Raw genomic sequence first — 19,379 nt, forward strand, 5'->3', positions numbered from 1 at the left:
CTCTAGCCTGCCAGTTTCGGATGCAGTTCCCAGGTTGAGCCCGGGGATTTCACATCCGACTTGACAGACCGCCTGCGTGCGCTTTACGCCCAGTAATTCCGATTAACGCTTGCACCCTCCGTATTACCGCGGCTGCTGGCACGGAGTTAGCCGGTGCTTCTTCTGCGAGTAACGTCAATTGCTGCGGTTATTAACCTCAACACCTTCCTCCTCGCTGAAAGTACTTTACAACCCGAAGGCCTTCTTCATACACGCGGCATGGCTGCATCAGGCTTGCGCCCATTGTGCAATATTCCCCACTGCTGCCTCCCGTAGGAGTCTGGACCGTGTCTCAGTTCCAGTGTGGCTGGTCATCCTCTCAGACCAGCTAGGGATCGTCGCCTAGGTGAGCCGTTACCCCNAGGCCTTCTTCATACACGCGGCATGGCTGCATCAGGCTTGCGCCCATTGTGCAATATTCCCCACTGCTGCCTCCCGTAGGAGTCTGGACCGTGTCTCAGTTCCAGTGTGGCTGGTCATCCTCTCAGACCAGCTAGGGATCGTCGCCTAGGTGAGCCGTTACCCCACCTACTAGCTAATCCCATCTGGGCACATCCGATGGCAAGAGGCCCGAAGGTCCCCCTCTTTGGTCTTGCGACATTATGCGGTATTAGCTACCGTTTCCAGTAGTTATCCCCCTCCATCGGGCAGTTTCCCAGACATTACTCACCCGTCCGCCACTCGTCACCCAAGGAGCAAGCTCCTCTGTGCTACCGTTCGACTTGCATGTGTTAGGCCTGCCGCCAGCGTTCAATCTGAGCCATGATCAAACTCTTCAATTTAAGTTTGATGCTCGTGAATTAAACTTCGTAATGAATTACGTGTTCACTCAGAGACTTGGTATTCATTNATTCATTTTTCGTCTTGCGACGTTAAGAATCCGTATCTTCGAGTGCCCACACAGATTGTCTGATAAATTGTTAAAGAGCAGTTGCGACGCGCTTTAGCGCTCTGTCGCGAGGTGGCGTATATTACGCTTTCCTCTTTCAGAGTCAACCCTCATTTTCAGGTTTTTCTCTTCAACCGAACCGGCTGTTTGTGTGAAGTGATTCACATCCGCCGTGTCGATGGAGGCGCATTATAGGGAGTCGACTCAGGAAGACAAGCGGAAAAATGCATTTTTGTTTCAACCGCTCACCTTTTATCCATTGCGCTTACTTTTGCTGCTTTTTTATCGCCATTGGCAGGTCTGCCAGACTGTTTATGACCAAATCTGCCGCATTTTCTGCTTCCGGCGTAACAGGTTTACCCGTGCGCACCAGAACCTTCGTTCCAACATTCGCCGCTGCTGCTGCCTGCATATCTTCTATCTTGTCGCCTACCATATAGGAAGCGGCCATATCGATATGCAGGAAGTCTCGGGCGGAGATCAACATTCCAGGATGCGGTTTACGACAGTCGCAGACCTGACGATACTCTTCTACTGTGCCCTGCGGATGATGCGGGCAATAGTAGATACCATCCAAATCAACGTCGCGATCGGCCAGCGACCAGTCCATCCATTCGGTCAACGTTTCAAACTGTGCCTCAGTAAATTTGCCACGAGCGATACCAGACTGGTTTGTCACGATAATGAGCGCGTAACCCATATTTTTAAGTTCACGCATGGCATCAATAACGCCGTCGATAAACTCGAACTCGTCAATCTCATGTACGTAACCGTGGTCCACATTAATGGTGCCGTCGCGGTCGAGAAAAATTGCGGGTACAGATTTTGCCACCTTTTATAGCTCCTGAATAAGGCATGTGGCTCTAGTATCGCATGTTTCGGCGGGCAAGAAAGTGCTCATCGTGCAAAGCTAGATTGATTTAGACGTCTGGATGCCTTAACATCCATCTTGTTGACGGCTTCGACCGTCCCAGACAGACGAAAATGCCACGGCTAACTTAATTACGATAATAAATAACCAATGATTAAACTTTCGAATATCACCAAAGTGTTCCAGCAGGGGACTCGCACCATTCAGGCGCTAAATAAAGTCAGCCTGCACGTTCCTGCCGGGCAGATTTATGGCGTCATTGGCGCCTCCGGTGCCGGTAAAAGTACGCTCATTCGCTGCGTTAACTTACTTGAACGCCCAACTGAGGGCAGTGTTCAGGTTGGCGGTCAGGAGCTGACGACGCTTTCTGAATCCGAGCTGACTAAAGCTCGCCGTCAAATCGGCATGATTTTCCAGCACTTTAACCTGCTTTCTTCCCGTACCGTGTTTGGCAACGTCGCGCTGCCGCTGGAACTGGATAACACGCCAAAGGAAGAGATCAAACGCCGTGTAACAGAACTGCTGGATTTAGTCGGCCTTGGCGACAAGCACGACAGCTACCCGGCCAACCTTTCCGGCGGACAAAAACAGCGAGTGGCGATTGCGCGTGCGCTGGCCAGCAATCCAAAAGTGTTGCTGTGTGATGAAGCCACCAGCGCACTTGATCCGGCAACAACCCGCTCGATTCTGGAATTATTGAAAGACATTAACCGTCGTTTGGGACTCACCATTCTGCTGATTACCCATGAGATGGACGTTGTAAAACGTATTTGTGACTGCGTGGCGGTCATCAGTAATGGTGAGCTGATTGAGCAGGACACCGTCAGCGAAGTGTTCTCCCACCCGAAAACGCCGCTGGCACAGAAATTTATCCAGTCCACGCTACACCTGGATATCCCGGAAGATTATCTGGAACGTTTAAAAGCAAAGCCAGAAGCCGACAGCGTGCCAATGCTGCGCATGGAATTCACCGGTCATTCGGTTGATGCGCCATTACTTTCTGAGACGGCCCGTCGCTTTAACGTGAATAACAACATTATTAGCGCGCAGATGGATTACGCCGGCGGCGTGAAGTTCGGCATCATGCTGACTGAAATGCACGGCACACAGGAAGATACACAAGCAGCCATTAACTGGTTGCAGGAACACCATGTAAAAGTAGAGGTACTGGGTTATGTCTGAGCCGATGATGTGGCTGCTGGTTCGCGGCGTATGGGAAACGCTGGCAATGACCTTTGTGTCCGGTTTTTTTGGTTTTGTGATTGGCCTGCCGGTTGGCGTGTTGCTGTACGTAACGCGGCCGGGGCAAATCATTGAGAACGCGAAGCTCTACCGCACGCTATCTGCACTGGTGAATATTTTCCGTTCCATCCCGTTCATTATCTTGCTGGTGTGGATGATTCCGTTCACCCGCATGATCGTTGGCACCTCTATTGGACTGCAGGCCGCTATCGTCCCGCTGACCGTCGGCGCCGCGCCGTTTATCGCCCGTATGGTGGAAAACGCGCTGCTCGAAATCCCGACCGGGCTGATTGAAGCCTCCCGTGCAATGGGCGCCACGCCGCTGCAAATTGTACGTAAGGTATTACTACCAGAAGCACTGCCAGGACTGGTCAATGCGGCCACCATCACCCTTATCACGCTGGTGGGGTATTCCGCGATGGGCGGTGCCGTCGGTGCCGGTGGCCTTGGCCAGATTGGTTATCAGTACGGTTATATTGGCTACAACGCTACCGTCATGAATACAGTGCTGGTATTGCTCGTCATTCTGGTTTATTTAATTCAGTTATCCGGTGATCGCATCGTCCGGGCTGTCACGCACAAATAACGTTGCACACAACACTAAAAACTCATTAAGAAAAGGAAATAAGCATGGCGTTCAAATTCAAAACCTTTGCGGCAGTTGGAGCCCTGATCGGTTCTCTGGCACTTGTGGGTTGCGGTCAGGATGAAAAAGATCCTAACCACATCAAAGTGGGCGTTATTGTTGGCGCAGAGCAGCAGGTCGCAGAAGTCGCGCAGAAAGTGGCTAAAGAAAAATACGGTCTGGACGTTGAGCTGGTCACGTTTAACGATTACGTCCTGCCTAACGAAGCACTGAGCAAAGGCGATATCGATGCTAACGCCTTCCAGCACAAACCGTACCTGGATCAACAGATCAAAGATCGCGGCTACAAACTGGTTGCCGCAGGTAATACTTTTGTTTACCCGATTGCGGGCTACTCTAAAAAAATCAAATCACTGGATGAGTTGCAGGAAGGTTCTCAGGTCGCGATTCCAAACGATCCGACTAACCTTGGCCGCTCCCTGCTGCTGCTGCAAAAAGTGGGCTTAATCAAACTGAAAGACGGTGTTGGTCTGCTGCCGACCGCGCTGGACGTGATTGAAAACCCGAAAAACCTGAAGCTGGTTGAACTGGAAGCGCCGCAGCTGCCGCGTTCCCTGGACGATGCGCAAATCGCACTGGCGGTCATCAACACGACCTACGCCAGCCAGATCGGCCTGACCCCAGCTAAAGACGGTATCTTTGTTGAAGATAAAGATTCTCCGTACGTAAACCTGATCGTAACTCGTGAAGACAATAAAGATGCTGAGAATGTGAAGAAATTCGTTCAGGCATACCAGTCTGACGAAGTGTACGAAGCAGCAAACAAAGTCTTCAACGGCGGAGCTGTTAAGGGCTGGTAATTTTAGGCTGTTTCCAGAATCTGTAATATCATCAGGACGGGCGCTTGCCCGTCTTGTCATTTATGCAAGCACCTGATTCAATATCTGACGTTTAGATCATTCATTGAGGAAATATTATGCGTGCTTTACCGATCTGTTTAGTAGCACTCATGCTGAGCGGCTGTTCTATGTTAAGCAGATCCCCTGTTGAACCCGTTCAAAGCACCGCTACCCCGCCTAAAGCGGAGCCGGAAAAACCCAAAGCACCGCGCGCGGCGCCGGTAAGAATCATTACTAACGCTGAAGATTTAGTTGGCAAACCGTTCCGCGATCTCGGCGAAGTCAGCGGCGAATCCTGCCAGGCATCCAACCAGGATTCTCCGCCGAGCATTCCAACCGCACGCAAACGCATGCAGATTAACGCATCTAAAATGAAAGCAAATGCGGTATTGCTGCACAGTTGCGAAGTAACCAGCGGAACGCCGGGTTGCTATCGCCAGGCGGTTTGCATCGGTTCTGCACTGAACATTTCGGCGAAATGAGCCATTTTCAGTTCGAGCAAATAGGCGTTATCCGCTCACCTTATAAAGAAAAGTTCGCCGTTCCACGCCAGCCAGGTCTGGTGAAAAGTGCCAGCGGTGAACTGCATTTGCTCGCACCTTATAACCAGGCCGATGCCGTTCGCGGCCTGGAAGCCTTCAGCCATTTGTGGGTGATTTTTGTTTTTCACCAGACAATGGAAGGTGGATGGCGTCCAACTGTGCGCCCTCCCCGTCTTGGCGGCAATGCCAGAATGGGCGTTTTTGCCACGCGTTCAACGTTTCGTCCGAACCCTGTTGGCATGTCGTTGGTTGAGCTGCGGGGCATCCGTTGCCATAAAGAGCACGTAATCCTTGCTCTCGGCGGGCTGGATCTTGTTGATGGCACGCCGGTAGTGGATATAAAACCATATCTGCCGTTTGCCGAATCGCTGCCTGATGCTCGCGCCAGCTATGCTCAGGACGCGCCGCAGGCCAGTGTAGACGTGACGTTCAGTGAAGAGCTCGCTGAGCAACTACCAAAGCTCGAACAGCGTTACCCGCATCTTCGTCAGTTTATTGCCGAAGTGCTGGCGCAGGATCCGCGTCCTGCCTACCGTAAAAACGAGGAAGAAGGCAAAACCTATGCCGTCTGGTTGCTGGACTTTAACGTCCGCTGGCGCGTGACGCCGTCAGGATTTGAGGTCTTTGCTCTGGAAGCCCGCTAATTTGCATCGCGTACTCTTTTGACATCCCCTTCTCGCTGGTAAACTAAACCACTTTTGTTTTGTGCCAGGCTCATTTTGAGCCTGTTCGATCGTTCAACTGGAACCGTAACAACATGCGTACTAGCCAATATCTGCTCTCCACTCTGAAGGAGACACCTGCCGACGCCGAGGTCATCAGCCACCAGCTGATGCTGCGCGCCGGGATGATCCGCAAGCTGGCCTCCGGGTTATATACCTGGCTGCCGACCGGCGTGCGCGTCCTGAAAAAAGTCGAAAACATCGTGCGTGAAGAGATGAACAACGCCGGTGCGATCGAGGTGTTGATGCCGGTCGTTCAGCCTTCTGAACTGTGGGAAGAGAGCGGCCGTTGGGAACAATACGGCCCGGAACTGCTGCGTATTGCTGACCGTGGCGATCGTTCGTTCGTACTCGGCCCAACGCATGAAGAAGTGATCACCGACCTGATCCGTAATGAGCTGAGCTCTTACAAACAGCTGCCGCTGAACTTCTATCAGATCCAGACCAAATTCCGTGACGAAGTGCGTCCGCGCTTCGGCGTGATGCGTTCCCGCGAATTCCTGATGAAAGATGCCTACTCTTTCCACACTTCTCAGGAATCTCTGCAGGAAACCTACGACGCGATGTACGCTGCGTACAGCAAAATCTTCAGCCGTATGGGGCTGGATTTCCGTGCGGTACAAGCGGATACCGGTTCTATCGGCGGCAGCGCCTCTCACGAATTCCAGGTGCTGGCGCAGAGCGGTGAAGACGATGTGATCTTCTCTGACTCTTCCGACTATGCGGCAAACATCGAGTTTGCCGAAGCTGTTGCACCGAAAGAACCGCGCGCCGCTGCAACGCAGGAAATGACGCTGGTTGATACGCCGAACGCTAAAACCATCGCCGAGCTGGTTGAACAATTCAACCTGCCTATCGAGAAAACCGTGAAAACCCTGCTGGTGAAAGCGGTTGAAGGCAGCAGCTACCCGCTGGTTGCGCTGCTGGTTCGTGGCGATCACGAGCTGAACGAAGTCAAGGCGGAAAAACTGCCGCAGGTTGCCAGCCCGCTGACCTTCGCCACCGAAGAAGAAATTCGTGCGCTGGTTAAAGCAGGTCCAGGATCTCTGGGTCCGGTGAACATGCCGATTCCGGTGGTTATCGACCGTACCGTTGCGGTAATGAGCGATTTTGCTGCCGGTGCCAACATCGACGGTAAACACTATTTCGGTATCAACTGGGATCGCGATGTGGCCACCCCGGAAGTAGCTGACATTCGTAACGTGGTCGCCGGCGATCCAAGCCCGGATGGCAAAGGTACGCTGATGATCAAACGCGGTATCGAAGTGGGCCACATCTTCCAGTTGGGTACCAAGTACTCTGAAGCGATGAAAGCCGCCGTTCAGGGAGAAGATGGTCGTAACCAGACGCTGACCATGGGCTGCTACGGTATCGGGGTCACTCGCGTTGTGGCTGCTGCGATTGAACAGAACTACGACGATCGCGGCATTGTATGGCCAGACGCCATTGCCCCGTTCCAGGTTGCTATTCTGCCGATGAACATGCACAAATCCTACCGTGTGCAGGAGCTGGCTGAGAAGCTGTACGCGGAGCTGCGCGCGCAGGGTATTGAAGTGCTGATGGACGATCGTAAAGAGCGTCCAGGCGTGATGTTTGCTGATATGGAGCTCATCGGTATTCCGCATACCATCGTGCTGGGCGACCGTAACCTCGACAACGACGATATCGAATACAAATACCGTCGTAACGGCGAGAAAGAGCTGATTAAAACCGGCGACATCGTCGACTACCTGGTCAAAGCTATTAAAGGCTAATACCAGCACAAGGCCCTGAGGATCAGGGCCTTTTTTACATGGATTGTATAAAATGGCTAAACCAACGGCGTATTACTGCCTGCTCCTCCCCTTCGGTCTTCTGCTTTCAGCCTGCACGATTGACGTCAGTCAGCAAAATTCATCAGCAACGGCTGTTGATGCCCAGGCAAAGAAATGGGAGGTAAAACTCCAGCATCAAAGTTCATTTACCGATCAAGCGCTGCATGAAATTACGGATACCGACCTCAGGCCGGGCGACCTGCTGTTTTCCTCTAGTCTTGGGGTGACCTCATTTGGTATTCGCGCGTTCAGCACCTCTTCTGTCAGCCATGTCGCCGTTTACCTTGGCGATAATGAAGTTGCCGAAGCGACCGGGGCGGGAGTACAAATCATTTCGCTCAAAAAGGCTGAAAATCACAGCGATAAGCTTTTTGCTCTGCGGGTCCCCAACCTCACACCGCAGCAGGCCGAAGAAATCAAAACATTCGCTTATAAAATCAAAGATAGCGGCTATAACTACCGCGGCATCGTCGAATTTATTCCGTTTATGGTGACCCGGCAAATATGTTCATTGAATCCTTTCTCAGAGGATTTTCGCCAGCAATGCGTCAGCGGGCTGGCAAAAGCACAGTTGAACAATACCAGTGAAGGAGAAAAGAAGGCGTGGTTTTGCTCCGAATTTGTAACCGATGCGTTTGCCACAGCCGGGCATCCGCTAACAATGGCGCAGCCGGGTTGGATTAGCCCTTCCGACCTGATGCATATGCGCGAAGGTGACATTTCCGCGTTTAAGTCTGAAACGCAGCTACAGTATATCGGCCACCTGAAGTTAGGGATTTATATCAAAACCAGCCGTTTTGTTGGATTGATCCGATAAGGAAAAACTGTCCGGCGATCGCCCGGACAGTTTTTATAAGCTGCAGATTAATCATCGCAACTCTGGCCAGGGATAAACTTAATTTCTTTATCCGCTCTTAAGGTTTTCACTGGTGTGCCCGTATCAGGATTTTCTTCCATCGTGAAGTGCCCTTCCACAGTAAGCAGAACTGCCTTATCCGTTGCACCACGCGCAGTCAGATAATCTCGCTCCAGTTGTGCATTGTTCGCGACAGAGACTCTTTTACCCGTCGCACAATCAGTGAAGGTTGCCGCGTCAGCCATATAGAAGTACATCCCCCGCATCGGCATTGGCGTCACCGGTAAGCTCGCGGAAACTGGCTCAAGCGTGTAGTTGAACTGTGACTCAATCGGGTTACCTTCACGATCGAGCATCTCCAGCGCTTCACCTTTTGCCCGGTAGTACGACTTTTCACCTTTGCTGTCAGTCAGCACCAGCTTATCGGCAGTGCGCGCCCATGTACCATAAGAAGCAAAGGAGGACGGTTCATCCCGCACGCCCTGATAGCGTTCGTTCATCACCCATGTGCCGTCTTTTTCCAGGAACAGAGAGGTTTCAATTCCTTCGCAGTCCGCGCAAGGCAAAATGCCACGCCAGCTTTGCTGCATCGGTTTTAATTCTGCCGCCCGCGTCGGCTGTAGTACATCGACTTCAGTACGGTTGTTACAGCCGATCAAGGAAAAAAGCGTGCATGCAGCGACCACGGACAATATTGCTGTTTTCACTATGAATTCCTTATAATTTTTTATTCCCGCTCGTCAGTCTTGCGTTCGACGAACTCTCCCACGCAGTGCTTTCACTGTGGATTTTTGCGCCTTCGATGACAACCTGCGCTCTTTCGAGGCGCGCGTAGGACGTGTTGCCTGTCGGCTTTTTTGCACCGCGGTTAATTCTTTTATCACCGCCACCAGTCGGGAGATTGCCGCTTCCCGATTTAACTCCTGGCTACGGTATTCCTGCGCCTTAATGATAATAACGCCATCGCTGCTAATCAGATGATGGCTGGCGGCCAGCAGACGTTCCTTGTAATACTCTGGCAGGCCTGAGGCCCGAATGTCAAAGCGCAAATGGATAGCCGTGGAGGTCTTGTTAACGTGCTGACCGCCCGCGCCCTGTGCCCGAATCGCCGTGATTTCCAGCTCACTGTCAGGGATAGAGACGTTTCGGGAGATAACAATCATCAACGCGGCTGCCACGCGGTCAGATGAATTTCCAGATTGTTCTGAGAATCAGACAGCCAGATAGCGCCATCCTGGATAGTTGCCTGCAGCGCCATTGTACGACCAGCAAAATCACTCAGTTGCGCCAGCTGTTCATCATCCAGATACCACACGGTGAGATTTTTAAACTGCGCACACTTGTTCTGGTTTTGCTGCCACCAGATCTGGGCCGCACGGCTGTTGTAAGTAAACAGAGCAACCTCACCAGACTGGGTACAGGCTTTTTTAATACGACGCTCATCCGGCAGACCCAGTTCAATCCAGAGATCGATGCCCAGATGGTCGTTACGCAGCCATGCTTCAGGCTCGTCTTCAGCACTCAGGCCACGCGTGAACTGCAGCCGTTCATCGGCATATTTAATCCAGGCCAGCAGGCGCAGCATCATGCGCTCCTGGGTTTCAGAGGGATGACGCGCCAGCGTCAAGGCCGCGTCAAGGAACTGGTTGCGGTCGAGATCCGCTACGTTGACGACGGCTTTATAAATTGTCGCTTTAAGCGCCATGAGAGAACTCCTTTCGAATCAGGCGCTCATTGTAGCGAAAACTGCGGCAAAAGGCTGCTAACAGCTCCTCAATCAAGGCGCTGATATTGCTTGAATGAGTATGGTATAGTCACCTTGCTAAACAGAGTTTATCTTCGTAGGCTTAGACTTGCATCCACGGTTAAGTCAGAGTGCTGACAGGAGGGCATGTGGAAAAATATTGTGAGTTAATACGCAAGCGGTACGCGGAAATCGCCAGCGGAGACTTAGGGTATATCCCGGATGCGCTGGGTTGCGTATTGAAGGTGCTTAATGAAGTGGCGGCAGACAGCGCCCTTCCAGAGTCGGTCAGGGAAAAAGCGGCCTATGCTGCCGCCAACTTACTGGTGAGCGATTATGTCAATGAATGAAACGTATCAACCCATCAATTGTGATGATTACGACAATCTTGAACTCGCCTGCCAGAACCATTTGTTACTGACGCTGGCGCTAAAAGATGGCGAAGTTTTGCAGGCGAAAGCGAATGACCTGGTTTCACGCAAAAACGTGGAGTATCTGGTCGCAGATGTCGCAGGTGAAATCCGGGAGCTTCGTCTCGATAAAATTGCCAGCTTCAGCCACCCGCAAATCGGTACCGTGGTCGTCAGCGAATCTTAACTTTTCTTGCACCTTATCAGGCCTAAATGACCAGGCCTGATAATCGCACCGCCATCAGGCATGCCAAATCAGACTCATACCTTCTTCATCTACCGCCGCACCCTCACGCGTCACAAAAACACCCGCAGCCGCTATCAACGTTTCACCGTAAAACAACAACGGCGTGGTATCTCGTCGCCAGGGCGGGATCCCCTGCTCCTGCCAGATTTTCTTTAATTTACGTCCACCGTTACGCCCGACAATATGCAATACGCCTGGCGCTTTAAAACGAATACTGATCGCTTCACCTGCTTGCGGCATGCGCAATTCGCCAGCAGAGATTAGCTGCACCGAGCCTAACCCGGCAGGCAGCGTCAACGGCGTTTCCCGGCATGACCACGGGATGACGGTTTCGCTTTGCCCGTCGACCGATTTAACCCACCATAGCTGTGACTGATAGCGACGGACCTCATATTCTCCTAGACGAAAACAGGGGGAAGCATCTTCTCGCGCCAACGCCACTTCCTGCCAGATACGTTCCAGCCCGTCCCGGGAAGGCATCGGTGCATTTACCCCCGCCAACCAGCGACGAAGCAGAGCGGCACGCCGCACGCCACTCATCATCATTAACGGTGCCAGTAACAGTGTGCCTTGGGCAGTCACGCAGTCGGCTAAATCATTGGCCAGCAGTTCATCCAGTAAACTCTCCTGCTCGGCGCACAGCGCGGCGCTACGGGCTGCGGCTTGCGCGAAGTGCGGCCATCGTTGTTGGAGCAAGGGGGTAACGCGCAATCTGAGAAAATTGCGATCGTAGGCATCATCCTGATTACTTTCATCTTCGATCCAGCATAATTCATGCTGTCGCGCCCATGCTTCAAGCGCCTCTCGCGTTTGCGCCAGCAGCGGTCGAATCAGTTGGGTTCCGGCAAATGGTGAGCTTTCGCCCATGGCGGAAAGCCCGGCAGGACCACTGCCGCGCTTAAGCGCCAGTAGAAAGGTTTCACACTGGTCGTCGAGATGCTGGGCGGTCATCAGCACTTCACCCGGTAGTAAGGTCTGCGCAAATGCCTGATAGCGCGCGCGTCGCGCCTGAGCTTCGATGCCCAAACCATCATCCTCAAGATGGACCCGTTCAACCACCAGCGGCACCTGCCACTGTGCGCATACCGACTCACAGTGTTGCACCCAACTGTCTGCCTGCGGGCTTAATCCGTGATGAATATGGATTGCACGCAAGGCAACCTCAGGATTTTGCGCTCGCCACAGTACCAACTGATGCAGCAGCACGGTGGAATCCAGCCCGCCGCTAAAGGCGACCAGAATCGATTGAGAATTCAGCAGTGAAGTGTTCAGCGTGAGTGTCGTCATGATGGTTACTTACAAGGGCATTGCCCGGCACATTGCCAGGCTAATGCCACAATGATAAGACTTACAGCTCGTACAGTTCGAGCGGTAATCCGTCCGGATCGTTAAAAAACGTAAAGCGTTTGCCGGTAAACGGATCGATACGCACGGATTCGCACTTCACGTGGTGAGCTTCCAGATGCGCGATCGCTTTTTCCACGTCATCTACGCTGAACGCCAGATGGCGTAAACCGCAGGCTTCCGGTCGGCTCGGACGGCAAGGCGGAAATGGAAAAGAAAAAAGCTCAATCACATACTGACCGTTCAATGCCAGATCACCCTTCCACGAGTCACGTTCTTCCCGGTAGGCTTCGCTGATTAGCGTAAAGCCCAGCACATCACAGTAAAATACCTTACTCGCCGCGTAGTCCGTCGCAATAATGGCAATATGGTGAACCTGTTTTAATCCCAGCATAGCGTCATCGCCTCTTTCGTTTTTCTGCCAGCACGTTACTCGTGCGTAATGGGTTCACGCAAGTCGTCATGCCATTTTTAGGACTCGCACGCGATACACGCCATCTTCACCCAGTTTAGCGCCATGGATATCGGTTTCAAATCCAGGATAGTGATGGCCCACTGAACACAACATCAGCAGAAAATCGAGTACAGCCCGACTTTTGGCCGTGATCATTTCCCCGGGCATCAAGAGCGGCACACCGGGAGGATAAGGCAGAATCATATTGGCAGAAATGCGCCCCACCAGTTGATCGAGCGCCACCGTTTCGACCTCACCTTTGATCTGCCGCTGCCAGGCCTGGTGCGGGGTCATTTTCATTTCCGGTAAGGTATCAAATGCCCGCAGCATCAGCCCGGAGAGATCGTGCTGACGGATCAGCTTATGGATCCCCTGCGCCAGATCCTGAATACGCATATTACGATAGAAATCGGGATCCTCGGCATACAGATCCGGCAGCATATTTTTCACGCGTAAATTCAGATCATACGAGCGTTTAAATTCCGTCAGGCCGCGCAGTAGCCCCATCGCCCGGGTTTTATCAATGCCAATACTGAACAGGAACAACAGATTATACGGTCCCGTTTTCTCGACAACGACGCCGCGCTCATCAAGGAATTTCGCCACCAGCGCCGCAGGGATCCCCTCTTCACTCATATTTCCCTGTTCATCCATTCCCGGCGTAAGAATGGTGACCTTCACCGGGTCGAGGAACATATGATCGGCGTCAGCATCAACAAATCCGTGCCAGTCTTCACCAGGCGCTACCGGCCAGCACTCCGCTTCATCTACCCTTTCCGGCTGCCAGATATCAAAGAACCAGCCATCCGACTCTTCGCGTAGCCGCTGCACTTCTTTACGGAAATGCAGCGCCCGCTCCACCGAACGATTGATCAACCGCTTGCCTGAATTGCCACGCAGCATTGCCGCCGCCGTTTCTATCGACGCGACAATCGGGTAGCTCGGGGAAGTGGAAGTGTGCATCATAAAGGCTTCGTTGAACGTCTCTTCGTCGTAGTCGCCCTTAATGTGGATCAGAGAAGCCTGTGATAGTGCCGCCAGCATCTTGTGGGTTGACTGGGTTTCAAAAATCACTTTCCCTGGCACCCGTTCGCCGCTCATCCCACTTTTCCCCTGATAGATCGGGTGAAAATGGGTATACGGCACCCAGGCAGAATCAAAATGAATGGAGGGCACATCCAGGGTTTGCTTGATCCAGTTGGTGTTATACAACAGGCCGTCATAGGTGGAATTGGTGATCACCGCGTGTACCGGCCATAGTGCCTGAGGGGTCTCTTCTACCTTGCGTTCAATGCTTGCGCGGGTGAATTCCCGACGAGGTATACCGCCGAGGATCCCCAGCGCATTGCGCGTAGGCTTCAGCCAGATTGGCACCACATCGCTCATCATTAGCAAATGCGCCAGCGACTTATGACAGTTGCGATCAATCAGTAGCGTACTGCCTGAAGGCGCGGCATACATGCCGACAATCTTGTTCGACGTCGAGGTGCCGTTGGTCACCATATAGCTCTGCTCGGCGCCAAAGGTGCGCGCGATATACTCCTCCGCTTCCAGATGCGGGCCGGTATGATCCAGCAGCGAACCCAGTTCAGTCACGGAAATAGACACGTCGGCCTTCAGAGTATTGCCGCCAAAGAAATCATAGAACAGGCAGCCGACCGGGCTTTTCTGATACGCCGTTCCCGCCATATGTCCGGGCGTGCAGAAGGTGTACTTTCCTTCCTTCACATAGGTAAACAGCGCCTTGGTGAAAGGAGGCGTGATGTTATCGAGGTATTCGCTGGTGTACTGACGGATGCGGGTTGCAATATCTTCAGACTGGCCCAGCGCATACTCAAAAAACCACAGTGCCATGCGCAGGTCGTGCGCGCTGACATCCATCGTCGAATGAGTATTAATAAAGGCGTAGAGCGGGAGGTACTCGTTGAGCTGGTTGATGTCACTGCACAGATCCAGGCTGTATTCATCCCAGTCAAAAATGACACCGCAAATTCGTGGGTTATGTTCGATAAACTTAAGCAGGTCGACGCTATTCTGCGGCCAGATAATCTGAAACCCCTGCTGTTGCAGCGCACGCTCAAGTTCCTTGATGGGCTCATCTTTATAAAAGACGCCATGCGGTCCCATGATGGCAATGATATTCATGCGTTCCTCCTGGAAAAACCTTAGTTAATCATAGCCTGGTGAAACCACAGGTAAAAAAAAGGGCCACAGCGTTGTGGCCCTTTTCAGAATTAATGCAGTTTACGCGTAACCGTAGCTCATCAGACGCTGGTAACGACGGTTTTTCAAATCATCTTTGCTTAACACGTCGAGATCGGCGAGATCGGCCAGCAGCTGTGCTTTCAGGGACGCAGCCATCACTTCCGGGTTGCGGTGCGCGCCGCCCAGCGGTTCTGGGATGATAGAGTCGATAAGCTTCAGCTCTTTCAGACGCGGCGCGATAATTCCCATCGCTTCTGCGGCCAGCGGCGCTTTGTCGGCGCTTTTCCACAGAATGGAGGCACAACCTTCCGGGGAGATAACGGAATAGGTGCTGTATTGCAGCATATTCACTTTATCGCCTACGCCGATCGCCAGCGCGCCACCGGAACCACCTTCACCAATAACGGTGCAGATTACCGGTACGCTCAGACGCGACATTTCACGCAGGTTGCGCGCAATCGCTTCAGACTGACCACGTTCTTCCGCGCCCACGCCCGGATAAGCCCCTGGGGTGTCGATGAAAGTAATGATCGGCATATTGAAACGCTCGGCCATTTCCATCAGACGCAGCGCTTTGCGATAGCCTTCCGGTGCCGGCATGCCGAAATTACGACGAATTTTTTCTTTGGTCTCACGGCCTTTCTGATGACCAATGATCATCACCGGACGACCATCCAGACGCGCGATGCCGCCGACAATAGCTTTATCATCCGCATAGGCACGATCGCCCGCCAGCTCATCAAATTCATCAAATGCCAGGCGGACATAATCCAGGGTGTACGGACGCTGTGGATGGCGCGCCAGTTGGGCTACCTGCCATGCGCCAAGATCGGCGAAGATTTTACGCGTCAGCTCTACGCTTTTTTCACGCAGACGATGCACTTCTTCATCGATGTTAATATCCAGTTTCTCATCCTGACGGCTAACCGCAGTCAGAGAATCGATTTTTGCTTCCAGCTCTGCAATCGGCTGTTCAAAATCAAGGAAATTCAGACTCATAGTATTCCTGTATTAGTCAAACTCCAGTTCCACCTGCTCCGAACCAATAAGGCCACGGAGATCGTTTAGCAAACGATCGCTCGGAGAGACACGCCACGTTGCGCCAAAACGCAATCGCGCACGTGCATCCGCCCTCTGATAGTAGAGATGTACTGGAATTGTCCCCGAGCGGTGGGGTTCCAGAGACTGACGGAGTCGGTTTAAAAGCTGGTCATCAATTTGCCTGTCCGTCAGCGAGATAGCAAGCCCGCGAGCATATTTTTCCCGGGCTTCGTCAATATCCATGACTTCACGGGCCATCATTTTAAGCCCGCCGCTGAAGTCATCAAAGCTGACCTGTCCGCTGACGATAAGTATGCGGTCTTTTTCCAGCAATTGCTGGTATTTATCCAGAGCATCGGTAAACAACATAACTTCCAGACGCCCGGAACGGTCATCCAGGGTACAGATGCCGATACGATTGCCGCGCTTGGTGACCATTACCCGCGCAGCAATGACGAGCCCCGCAGCCGTGGTGACTTTACCACGTTCTGTCGGATGCATGTCTTTCAGCCTGTGGCCTCCAACATAGCGCTCAATTTCTTTTAAATACTGGTTGATGGGGTGTCCCGTCAGGTAAAGCCCTAACGTTTCACGTTCCCCTTCTAATACCACCTGCTCCGGCCACGGTGTACAGTTAGCATAAGACTGTTCAATTTGTTCCGGCTCTTCAGCCAGCACGCCAAACATGTCCGCCTGACCCGTTGCCTCGGCTTTCGCATGCTGATCGGCGGCTTTTAGCGCATCGTTGAGCGAATTCATCAGCGCCGCACGATGCGGGCCAAGGCGGTCAAACGCCCCGGACATGATTAACTTTTCCAGCACCCGGCGGTTGAGTTTTTTGATGTCCGTGCGCGCACAGAGATCAAACAGCTCGCGGAAGTAACCGCCTTCGTTGCGCGCCTCAATAATAGCTTCAATTGGCCCTTCACCCACGCCTTTTATCGCGCCGATGCCATAGACAATTTCGCCATCATCATTCACGTGAAAATGATAAAGCCCGGAGTTGATATCCGGCGGCAGGATTTTGAGCCCCATACGCCAGCATTCATCCACCAGCCCGACCACTTTCTCGGTGTTATCCATATCGGCGGTCATTACCGCCGCCATAAACTCGGCGGGGTAATGCGCCTTCAGCCATAGCGTCTGGTAAGAGACCAGCGCATAGGCAGCGGAGTGCGATTTGTTAAATCCGTAACCGGCGAATTTCTCCACCAGGTCAAAGATTTTCATCGCCAGTTCGCCGTCGACGCCGCGCTTTTTCGCCCCTTCTTCAAAGGTGCCGCGCTGCTTAGCCATCTCTTCCGGCTTTTTCTTACCCATCGCACGACGCAACATGTCCGCACCGCCAAGGGTATATCCGGACAGCTCCTGAGCAATCTGCATAACCTGTTCCTGATACAGGATAATGCCGTAGGTCGGCTCCAGTACCGGTTTCAGACACTCATGCTGCCATTGTACGTCCGGGTAGGAAATCTCTTCGCGACCATGCTTACGGTCGATAAAGTTATCTACCATCCCCGACTGTAGCGGACCAGGACGGAACAGGGCCACCAGGGCAATCATATCTTCGAAGCAGTCAGGCTGCAGACGTTTGATAAGATCTTTCATGCCGCGGGATTCAAGCTGGAAGACCGCCGTGGTCTCCGAGCGTTGCAGCATGTCGAAGCTTTTCTTGTCATCCAGCGGGATAGCGGCGATATCCAGCGGCGGCTCGCCGTTCTTTTCACGGCGCGCGTTAATCATTTCCAGCGCCCAGTTGATGATGGTGAGCGTACGCAAGCCGAGGAAGTCGAACTTCACAAGGCCGGCATATTCCACGTCGTTCTTATCAAACTGAGTAACCGGGTGCAGCCCCTGTTCATCGCAGTACAGCGGCGCAAAATCGGTAATTTTGGTCGGCGCGATAACTACACCACCGGCGTGTTTACCGGCGTTACGCGTGACGCCTTCCAGCTTACGCGCCATATCGATCAGCGCTTTAACCTCTTCATCTGCCTCATAGATTTCCGGCAGTTGGGGTTCGGCTTCAAAGGCTTTTGCCAGCGTCATGCCCGGATCGGGCGGCACCAGTTTCGAAATACGGTCAACGAAGCCGTACGGGTGTCCCAGCACGCGCCCCACGTCGCGGATAACCGCTTTGGCCGCCATCGTACCGAAGGTAATAATCTGCGAAACCGCATCACGACCGTACATTTCCGCCACGTGTTCAATTACCCGGTCGCGTTTCTCCATACAGAAGTCAACGTCGAAGTCGGGCATTGAGACACGTTCCGGGTTCAGGAAACGTTCGAACAGCAGGTCAAATTCCAGCGGATCCAGGTCGGTAATTTTCAGCGCATAGGCGACAAGCGAGCCGGCACCGGAACCACGTCCAGGGCCTACCGGTACGCCGTTATCTTTCGACCACTGGATAAATTCCATCACGATCAGGAAGTAGCCAGGGAATCCCATCTGGTTGATAACTTTCAGTTCAACTTCCAGACGTTCGTCATAAGGCGGGCGCTTCTGCGCGCGAACTTCAGGGTCCGGGAACAAAAACGCCAGACGCTCTTCCAGACCTTCGCGCGATTTCGCCACGAGGAAATCCTCGGTGGTCATATCACCGGTCGGGAATTGTGGCAGGAAATACTCACCCAGACGTACCGTCACGTTACAGCGCTTAGCTATCTCAACGGTGTTTTGCAGCGCTTCCGGAATATCGGAAAACAGCTCGCACATCTCATCTTCGCTACGCATGTACTGCTGCGGCGAATAATTACGCGGGCGTTTCGGGTCGTCAAGGGTGAACCCGTCATGGATTGCCACGCGGATTTCATGCGCGTCAAAATCACCGGTTTCAAGGAAACGAACATCGTTGGTCGCCACCACCGGAAGACCACGCCTTTCCGCCAGTTCTACCGCTGCATGCAGATAATTTTCTTCATCTTGCCTGCCGGTACGGATAAGCTCGAGGAAGTAGCAATTTGGAAAATGTTCTTCGTAAAACGCTACGCACTCATCAACCAGCGCGCTATTACCGCGCAGCAGGCTGCGTCCGACGTCGCCCATGCGGCCGCCAGAGAGCAAAATCAAACCTTCTTTTAACTCGGCCAGCCAATCCCGGTCGATGACCGGCCCTTCTGCGCCATAACCACGCTGATAGGCTTTCGATATCAACAACGTCAGGTTCTGATAGCCGGTATTGTTTGCGGCCAGCACGGTGAGCTGCGTGAGTTCATCGCCCAGCAGTTCGCTACGGACATGAAAATCTGCGCCAACTATCGGCTTGATACCCGCACCGTGACCCGCTCCGTAAAACTTCACCAGACCACACAGGTTGGTAAAATCGGTGATCGCCAGCGCAGGCATGCCTAACGCGGCCGCCTTTTTCACTAGCGGCCCGGTTTTCGCCAGCCCATCAATCATGGAGTAGTCGCTGTGCACCCGCAGGTGGACGAAACGAGGTTCAGACATCTTCAGATTCCTTCGACACAA

At 52.9% G+C, this 19,379-nt stretch carries 18 protein-coding genes and 1 rRNA gene; 9 read left to right on the plus strand and 10 right to left on the minus strand.

Features of this window, described 5'->3' with window-relative positions; all coding sequences use genetic code 11:
- Nucleotides 1–821 (minus strand): 16S ribosomal RNA (locus B9P82_RS18580); the annotation flags it as partial.
- Between the two features lie 372 nt (nucleotides 822–1,193).
- Complete coding sequence (gmhB, locus tag B9P82_RS18590; protein ID WP_016151783.1) at nucleotides 1,194–1,760, minus strand: D-glycero-beta-D-manno-heptose 1,7-bisphosphate 7-phosphatase; 567 nt, start codon at nucleotides 1,758–1,760, stop codon at nucleotides 1,194–1,196.
- Nucleotides 1,761–1,949: 189 nt separating this feature from the next.
- On the opposite strand from gmhB, the gene metN reads away from it, so the two are divergent.
- The 7 genes from metN (at nucleotide 1,950) to B9P82_RS18625 (ending at nucleotide 8,421) form a co-directional block, all read left to right on the plus strand.
- Nucleotides 1,950–2,981 (plus strand): methionine ABC transporter ATP-binding protein MetN, encoded by a 1,032-nt coding sequence (gene metN, locus B9P82_RS18595; RefSeq protein WP_016151782.1) that lies wholly within the window; start codon nucleotides 1,950–1,952, stop codon nucleotides 2,979–2,981.
- The gene (locus tag B9P82_RS18600; protein ID WP_016151781.1) at nucleotides 2,974–3,627 is read left to right on the plus strand and encodes a methionine ABC transporter permease MetI; all 654 of its coding nucleotides are present in this window, start codon (nucleotides 2,974–2,976) and stop codon (nucleotides 3,625–3,627) included. The genes metN and B9P82_RS18600 overlap by 8 nt, the downstream gene beginning before the upstream one ends.
- 44 nt (nucleotides 3,628–3,671) lie before the next feature.
- Nucleotides 3,672–4,487: a methionine ABC transporter substrate-binding lipoprotein MetQ gene (gene metQ, locus B9P82_RS18605; RefSeq protein ID WP_006686809.1), complete on the plus strand. Its 816-nt coding sequence runs from the start codon at nucleotides 3,672–3,674 to the stop codon at nucleotides 4,485–4,487.
- A gap of 116 nt (nucleotides 4,488–4,603) precedes the next feature.
- Nucleotides 4,604–5,008 carry an Rcs stress response system protein RcsF gene (rcsF, locus tag B9P82_RS18610; RefSeq protein ID WP_016151780.1) on the plus strand — a complete coding sequence of 135 codons (405 nt, stop codon included), beginning with the start codon at nucleotides 4,604–4,606 and terminating at the stop codon, nucleotides 5,006–5,008.
- Nucleotides 5,005–5,712 carry a tRNA (N6-threonylcarbamoyladenosine(37)-N6)-methyltransferase TrmO gene (gene tsaA / locus B9P82_RS18615; protein ID WP_101700729.1) on the plus strand — a complete coding sequence of 236 codons (708 nt, stop codon included), beginning with the start codon at nucleotides 5,005–5,007 and terminating at the stop codon, nucleotides 5,710–5,712. The genes rcsF and tsaA overlap by 4 nt, the downstream gene beginning before the upstream one ends.
- A 113-nt stretch (nucleotides 5,713–5,825) precedes the next feature.
- Nucleotides 5,826–7,544, plus strand: a complete 1,719-nt coding sequence (gene proS / locus B9P82_RS18620) for a proline--tRNA ligase (protein WP_016151778.1) — start codon at nucleotides 5,826–5,828, stop codon at nucleotides 7,542–7,544.
- Between the two features lie 52 nt (nucleotides 7,545–7,596).
- A complete protein-coding gene (locus B9P82_RS18625; RefSeq protein WP_016151777.1) occupies nucleotides 7,597–8,421 on the plus strand; it encodes a YaeF family permuted papain-like enzyme in 825 nt (274 codons plus the stop codon).
- Nucleotides 8,422–8,468: 47 nt separating this feature from the next.
- On the opposite strand, the gene nlpE is transcribed toward B9P82_RS18625, so the two are convergent.
- The 3 genes from nlpE to B9P82_RS18640 are packed head-to-tail and all read right to left on the minus strand — an operon-like array spanning nucleotide 8,469 to nucleotide 10,165.
- Complete coding sequence (gene nlpE / locus B9P82_RS18630; RefSeq protein ID WP_087121852.1) at nucleotides 8,469–9,170, minus strand: envelope stress response activation lipoprotein NlpE; 702 nt, start codon at nucleotides 9,168–9,170, stop codon at nucleotides 8,469–8,471.
- A 30-nt stretch (nucleotides 9,171–9,200) separates the two neighbouring features.
- Complete coding sequence (gene arfB / locus B9P82_RS18635) at nucleotides 9,201–9,623, minus strand: alternative ribosome rescue aminoacyl-tRNA hydrolase ArfB (protein WP_016151775.1); 423 nt, start codon at nucleotides 9,621–9,623, stop codon at nucleotides 9,201–9,203.
- Nucleotides 9,623–10,165, minus strand: a complete 543-nt coding sequence (locus tag B9P82_RS18640) for a YaeQ family protein (protein ID WP_016151774.1) — start codon at nucleotides 10,163–10,165, stop codon at nucleotides 9,623–9,625. Before B9P82_RS18640 ends, arfB begins: the two co-directional genes overlap by 1 nt.
- A 188-nt stretch (nucleotides 10,166–10,353) precedes the next feature.
- Between B9P82_RS18640 and B9P82_RS18645 the strand changes: the two genes are divergently transcribed.
- Complete coding sequence (locus B9P82_RS18645) at nucleotides 10,354–10,554, plus strand: YaeP family protein (RefSeq protein ID WP_003018499.1); 201 nt, start codon at nucleotides 10,354–10,356, stop codon at nucleotides 10,552–10,554.
- Nucleotides 10,541–10,801: a Rho-binding antiterminator gene (gene rof / locus B9P82_RS18650; RefSeq protein ID WP_016151773.1), complete on the plus strand. Its 261-nt coding sequence runs from the start codon at nucleotides 10,541–10,543 to the stop codon at nucleotides 10,799–10,801. The genes B9P82_RS18645 and rof overlap by 14 nt, the downstream gene beginning before the upstream one ends.
- A gap of 54 nt (nucleotides 10,802–10,855) precedes the next feature.
- Here rof and tilS read toward each other — a convergent pair whose 3' ends face one another.
- The 5 genes from tilS to dnaE all read right to left on the minus strand — a co-directional run bounded on the left by tilS (nucleotide 10,856) and on the right by dnaE (nucleotide 19,358).
- Nucleotides 10,856–12,148, minus strand: a complete 1,293-nt coding sequence (tilS, locus tag B9P82_RS18655) for a tRNA lysidine(34) synthetase TilS (RefSeq protein WP_047417120.1) — start codon at nucleotides 12,146–12,148, stop codon at nucleotides 10,856–10,858.
- 61 nt (nucleotides 12,149–12,209) lie between these two features.
- Entirely contained in the window at nucleotides 12,210–12,599 is a 390-nt protein-coding gene (locus tag B9P82_RS18660) for a VOC family protein (protein WP_101700730.1), read from the minus strand.
- A 66-nt stretch (nucleotides 12,600–12,665) separates the two neighbouring features.
- Complete coding sequence (ldcC, locus tag B9P82_RS18665; RefSeq protein WP_016151770.1) at nucleotides 12,666–14,804, minus strand: lysine decarboxylase LdcC; 2,139 nt, start codon at nucleotides 14,802–14,804, stop codon at nucleotides 12,666–12,668.
- A 99-nt stretch (nucleotides 14,805–14,903) separates the two neighbouring features.
- A complete protein-coding gene (accA, locus tag B9P82_RS18670) occupies nucleotides 14,904–15,863 on the minus strand; it encodes an acetyl-CoA carboxylase carboxyl transferase subunit alpha (RefSeq protein ID WP_003018513.1) in 960 nt (319 codons plus the stop codon).
- Between the two features lie 12 nt (nucleotides 15,864–15,875).
- On the minus strand, nucleotides 15,876–19,358 hold the full coding sequence (gene dnaE / locus B9P82_RS18675) for a DNA polymerase III subunit alpha (RefSeq protein WP_016151769.1): 3,483 nt from the start codon (nucleotides 19,356–19,358) through the stop codon (nucleotides 15,876–15,878).
- Nucleotides 19,359–19,379 lie beyond the last annotated feature (21 nt).

The sequence above is a fragment of the Citrobacter sp. L55 genome (genome assembly GCF_002850715.1).
Taxonomy (GTDB): domain Bacteria; phylum Pseudomonadota; class Gammaproteobacteria; order Enterobacterales; family Enterobacteriaceae; genus Citrobacter; species Citrobacter braakii.

Coding starts and splice junctions, on each gene's coding strand:
- metN (WP_016151782.1), top strand. CDS start 1,950: ATGATTAAACTTTCGAATATCACCAAAGTGTTCCAGCAGGGGACTCGC.
- B9P82_RS18600 (WP_016151781.1), top strand. CDS start 2,974: ATGTCTGAGCCGATGATGTGGCTGCTGGTTCGCGGCGTATGGGAAACG.
- metQ (WP_006686809.1), top strand. CDS start 3,672: ATGGCGTTCAAATTCAAAACCTTTGCGGCAGTTGGAGCCCTGATCGGT.
- rcsF (WP_016151780.1), top strand. CDS start 4,604: ATGCGTGCTTTACCGATCTGTTTAGTAGCACTCATGCTGAGCGGCTGT.
- tsaA (WP_101700729.1), top strand. CDS start 5,005: ATGAGCCATTTTCAGTTCGAGCAAATAGGCGTTATCCGCTCACCTTAT.
- proS (WP_016151778.1), top strand. CDS start 5,826: ATGCGTACTAGCCAATATCTGCTCTCCACTCTGAAGGAGACACCTGCC.
- B9P82_RS18625 (WP_016151777.1), top strand. CDS start 7,597: ATGGCTAAACCAACGGCGTATTACTGCCTGCTCCTCCCCTTCGGTCTT.
- arfB (WP_016151775.1), bottom strand. CDS start 9,623: ATGATTGTTATCTCCCGAAACGTCTCTATCCCTGACAGTGAGCTGGAA.
- B9P82_RS18640 (WP_016151774.1), bottom strand. CDS start 10,165: ATGGCGCTTAAAGCGACAATTTATAAAGCCGTCGTCAACGTAGCGGAT.
- rof (WP_016151773.1), top strand. CDS start 10,541: ATGTCAATGAATGAAACGTATCAACCCATCAATTGTGATGATTACGAC.
- tilS (WP_047417120.1), bottom strand. CDS start 12,148: ATGACGACACTCACGCTGAACACTTCACTGCTGAATTCTCAATCGATT.
- B9P82_RS18660 (WP_101700730.1), bottom strand. CDS start 12,599: ATGCTGGGATTAAAACAGGTTCACCATATTGCCATTATTGCGACGGAC.
- ldcC (WP_016151770.1), bottom strand. CDS start 14,804: ATGAATATCATTGCCATCATGGGACCGCATGGCGTCTTTTATAAAGAT.
- accA (WP_003018513.1), bottom strand. CDS start 15,863: ATGAGTCTGAATTTCCTTGATTTTGAACAGCCGATTGCAGAGCTGGAA.
- dnaE (WP_016151769.1), bottom strand. CDS start 19,358: ATGTCTGAACCTCGTTTCGTCCACCTGCGGGTGCACAGCGACTACTCC.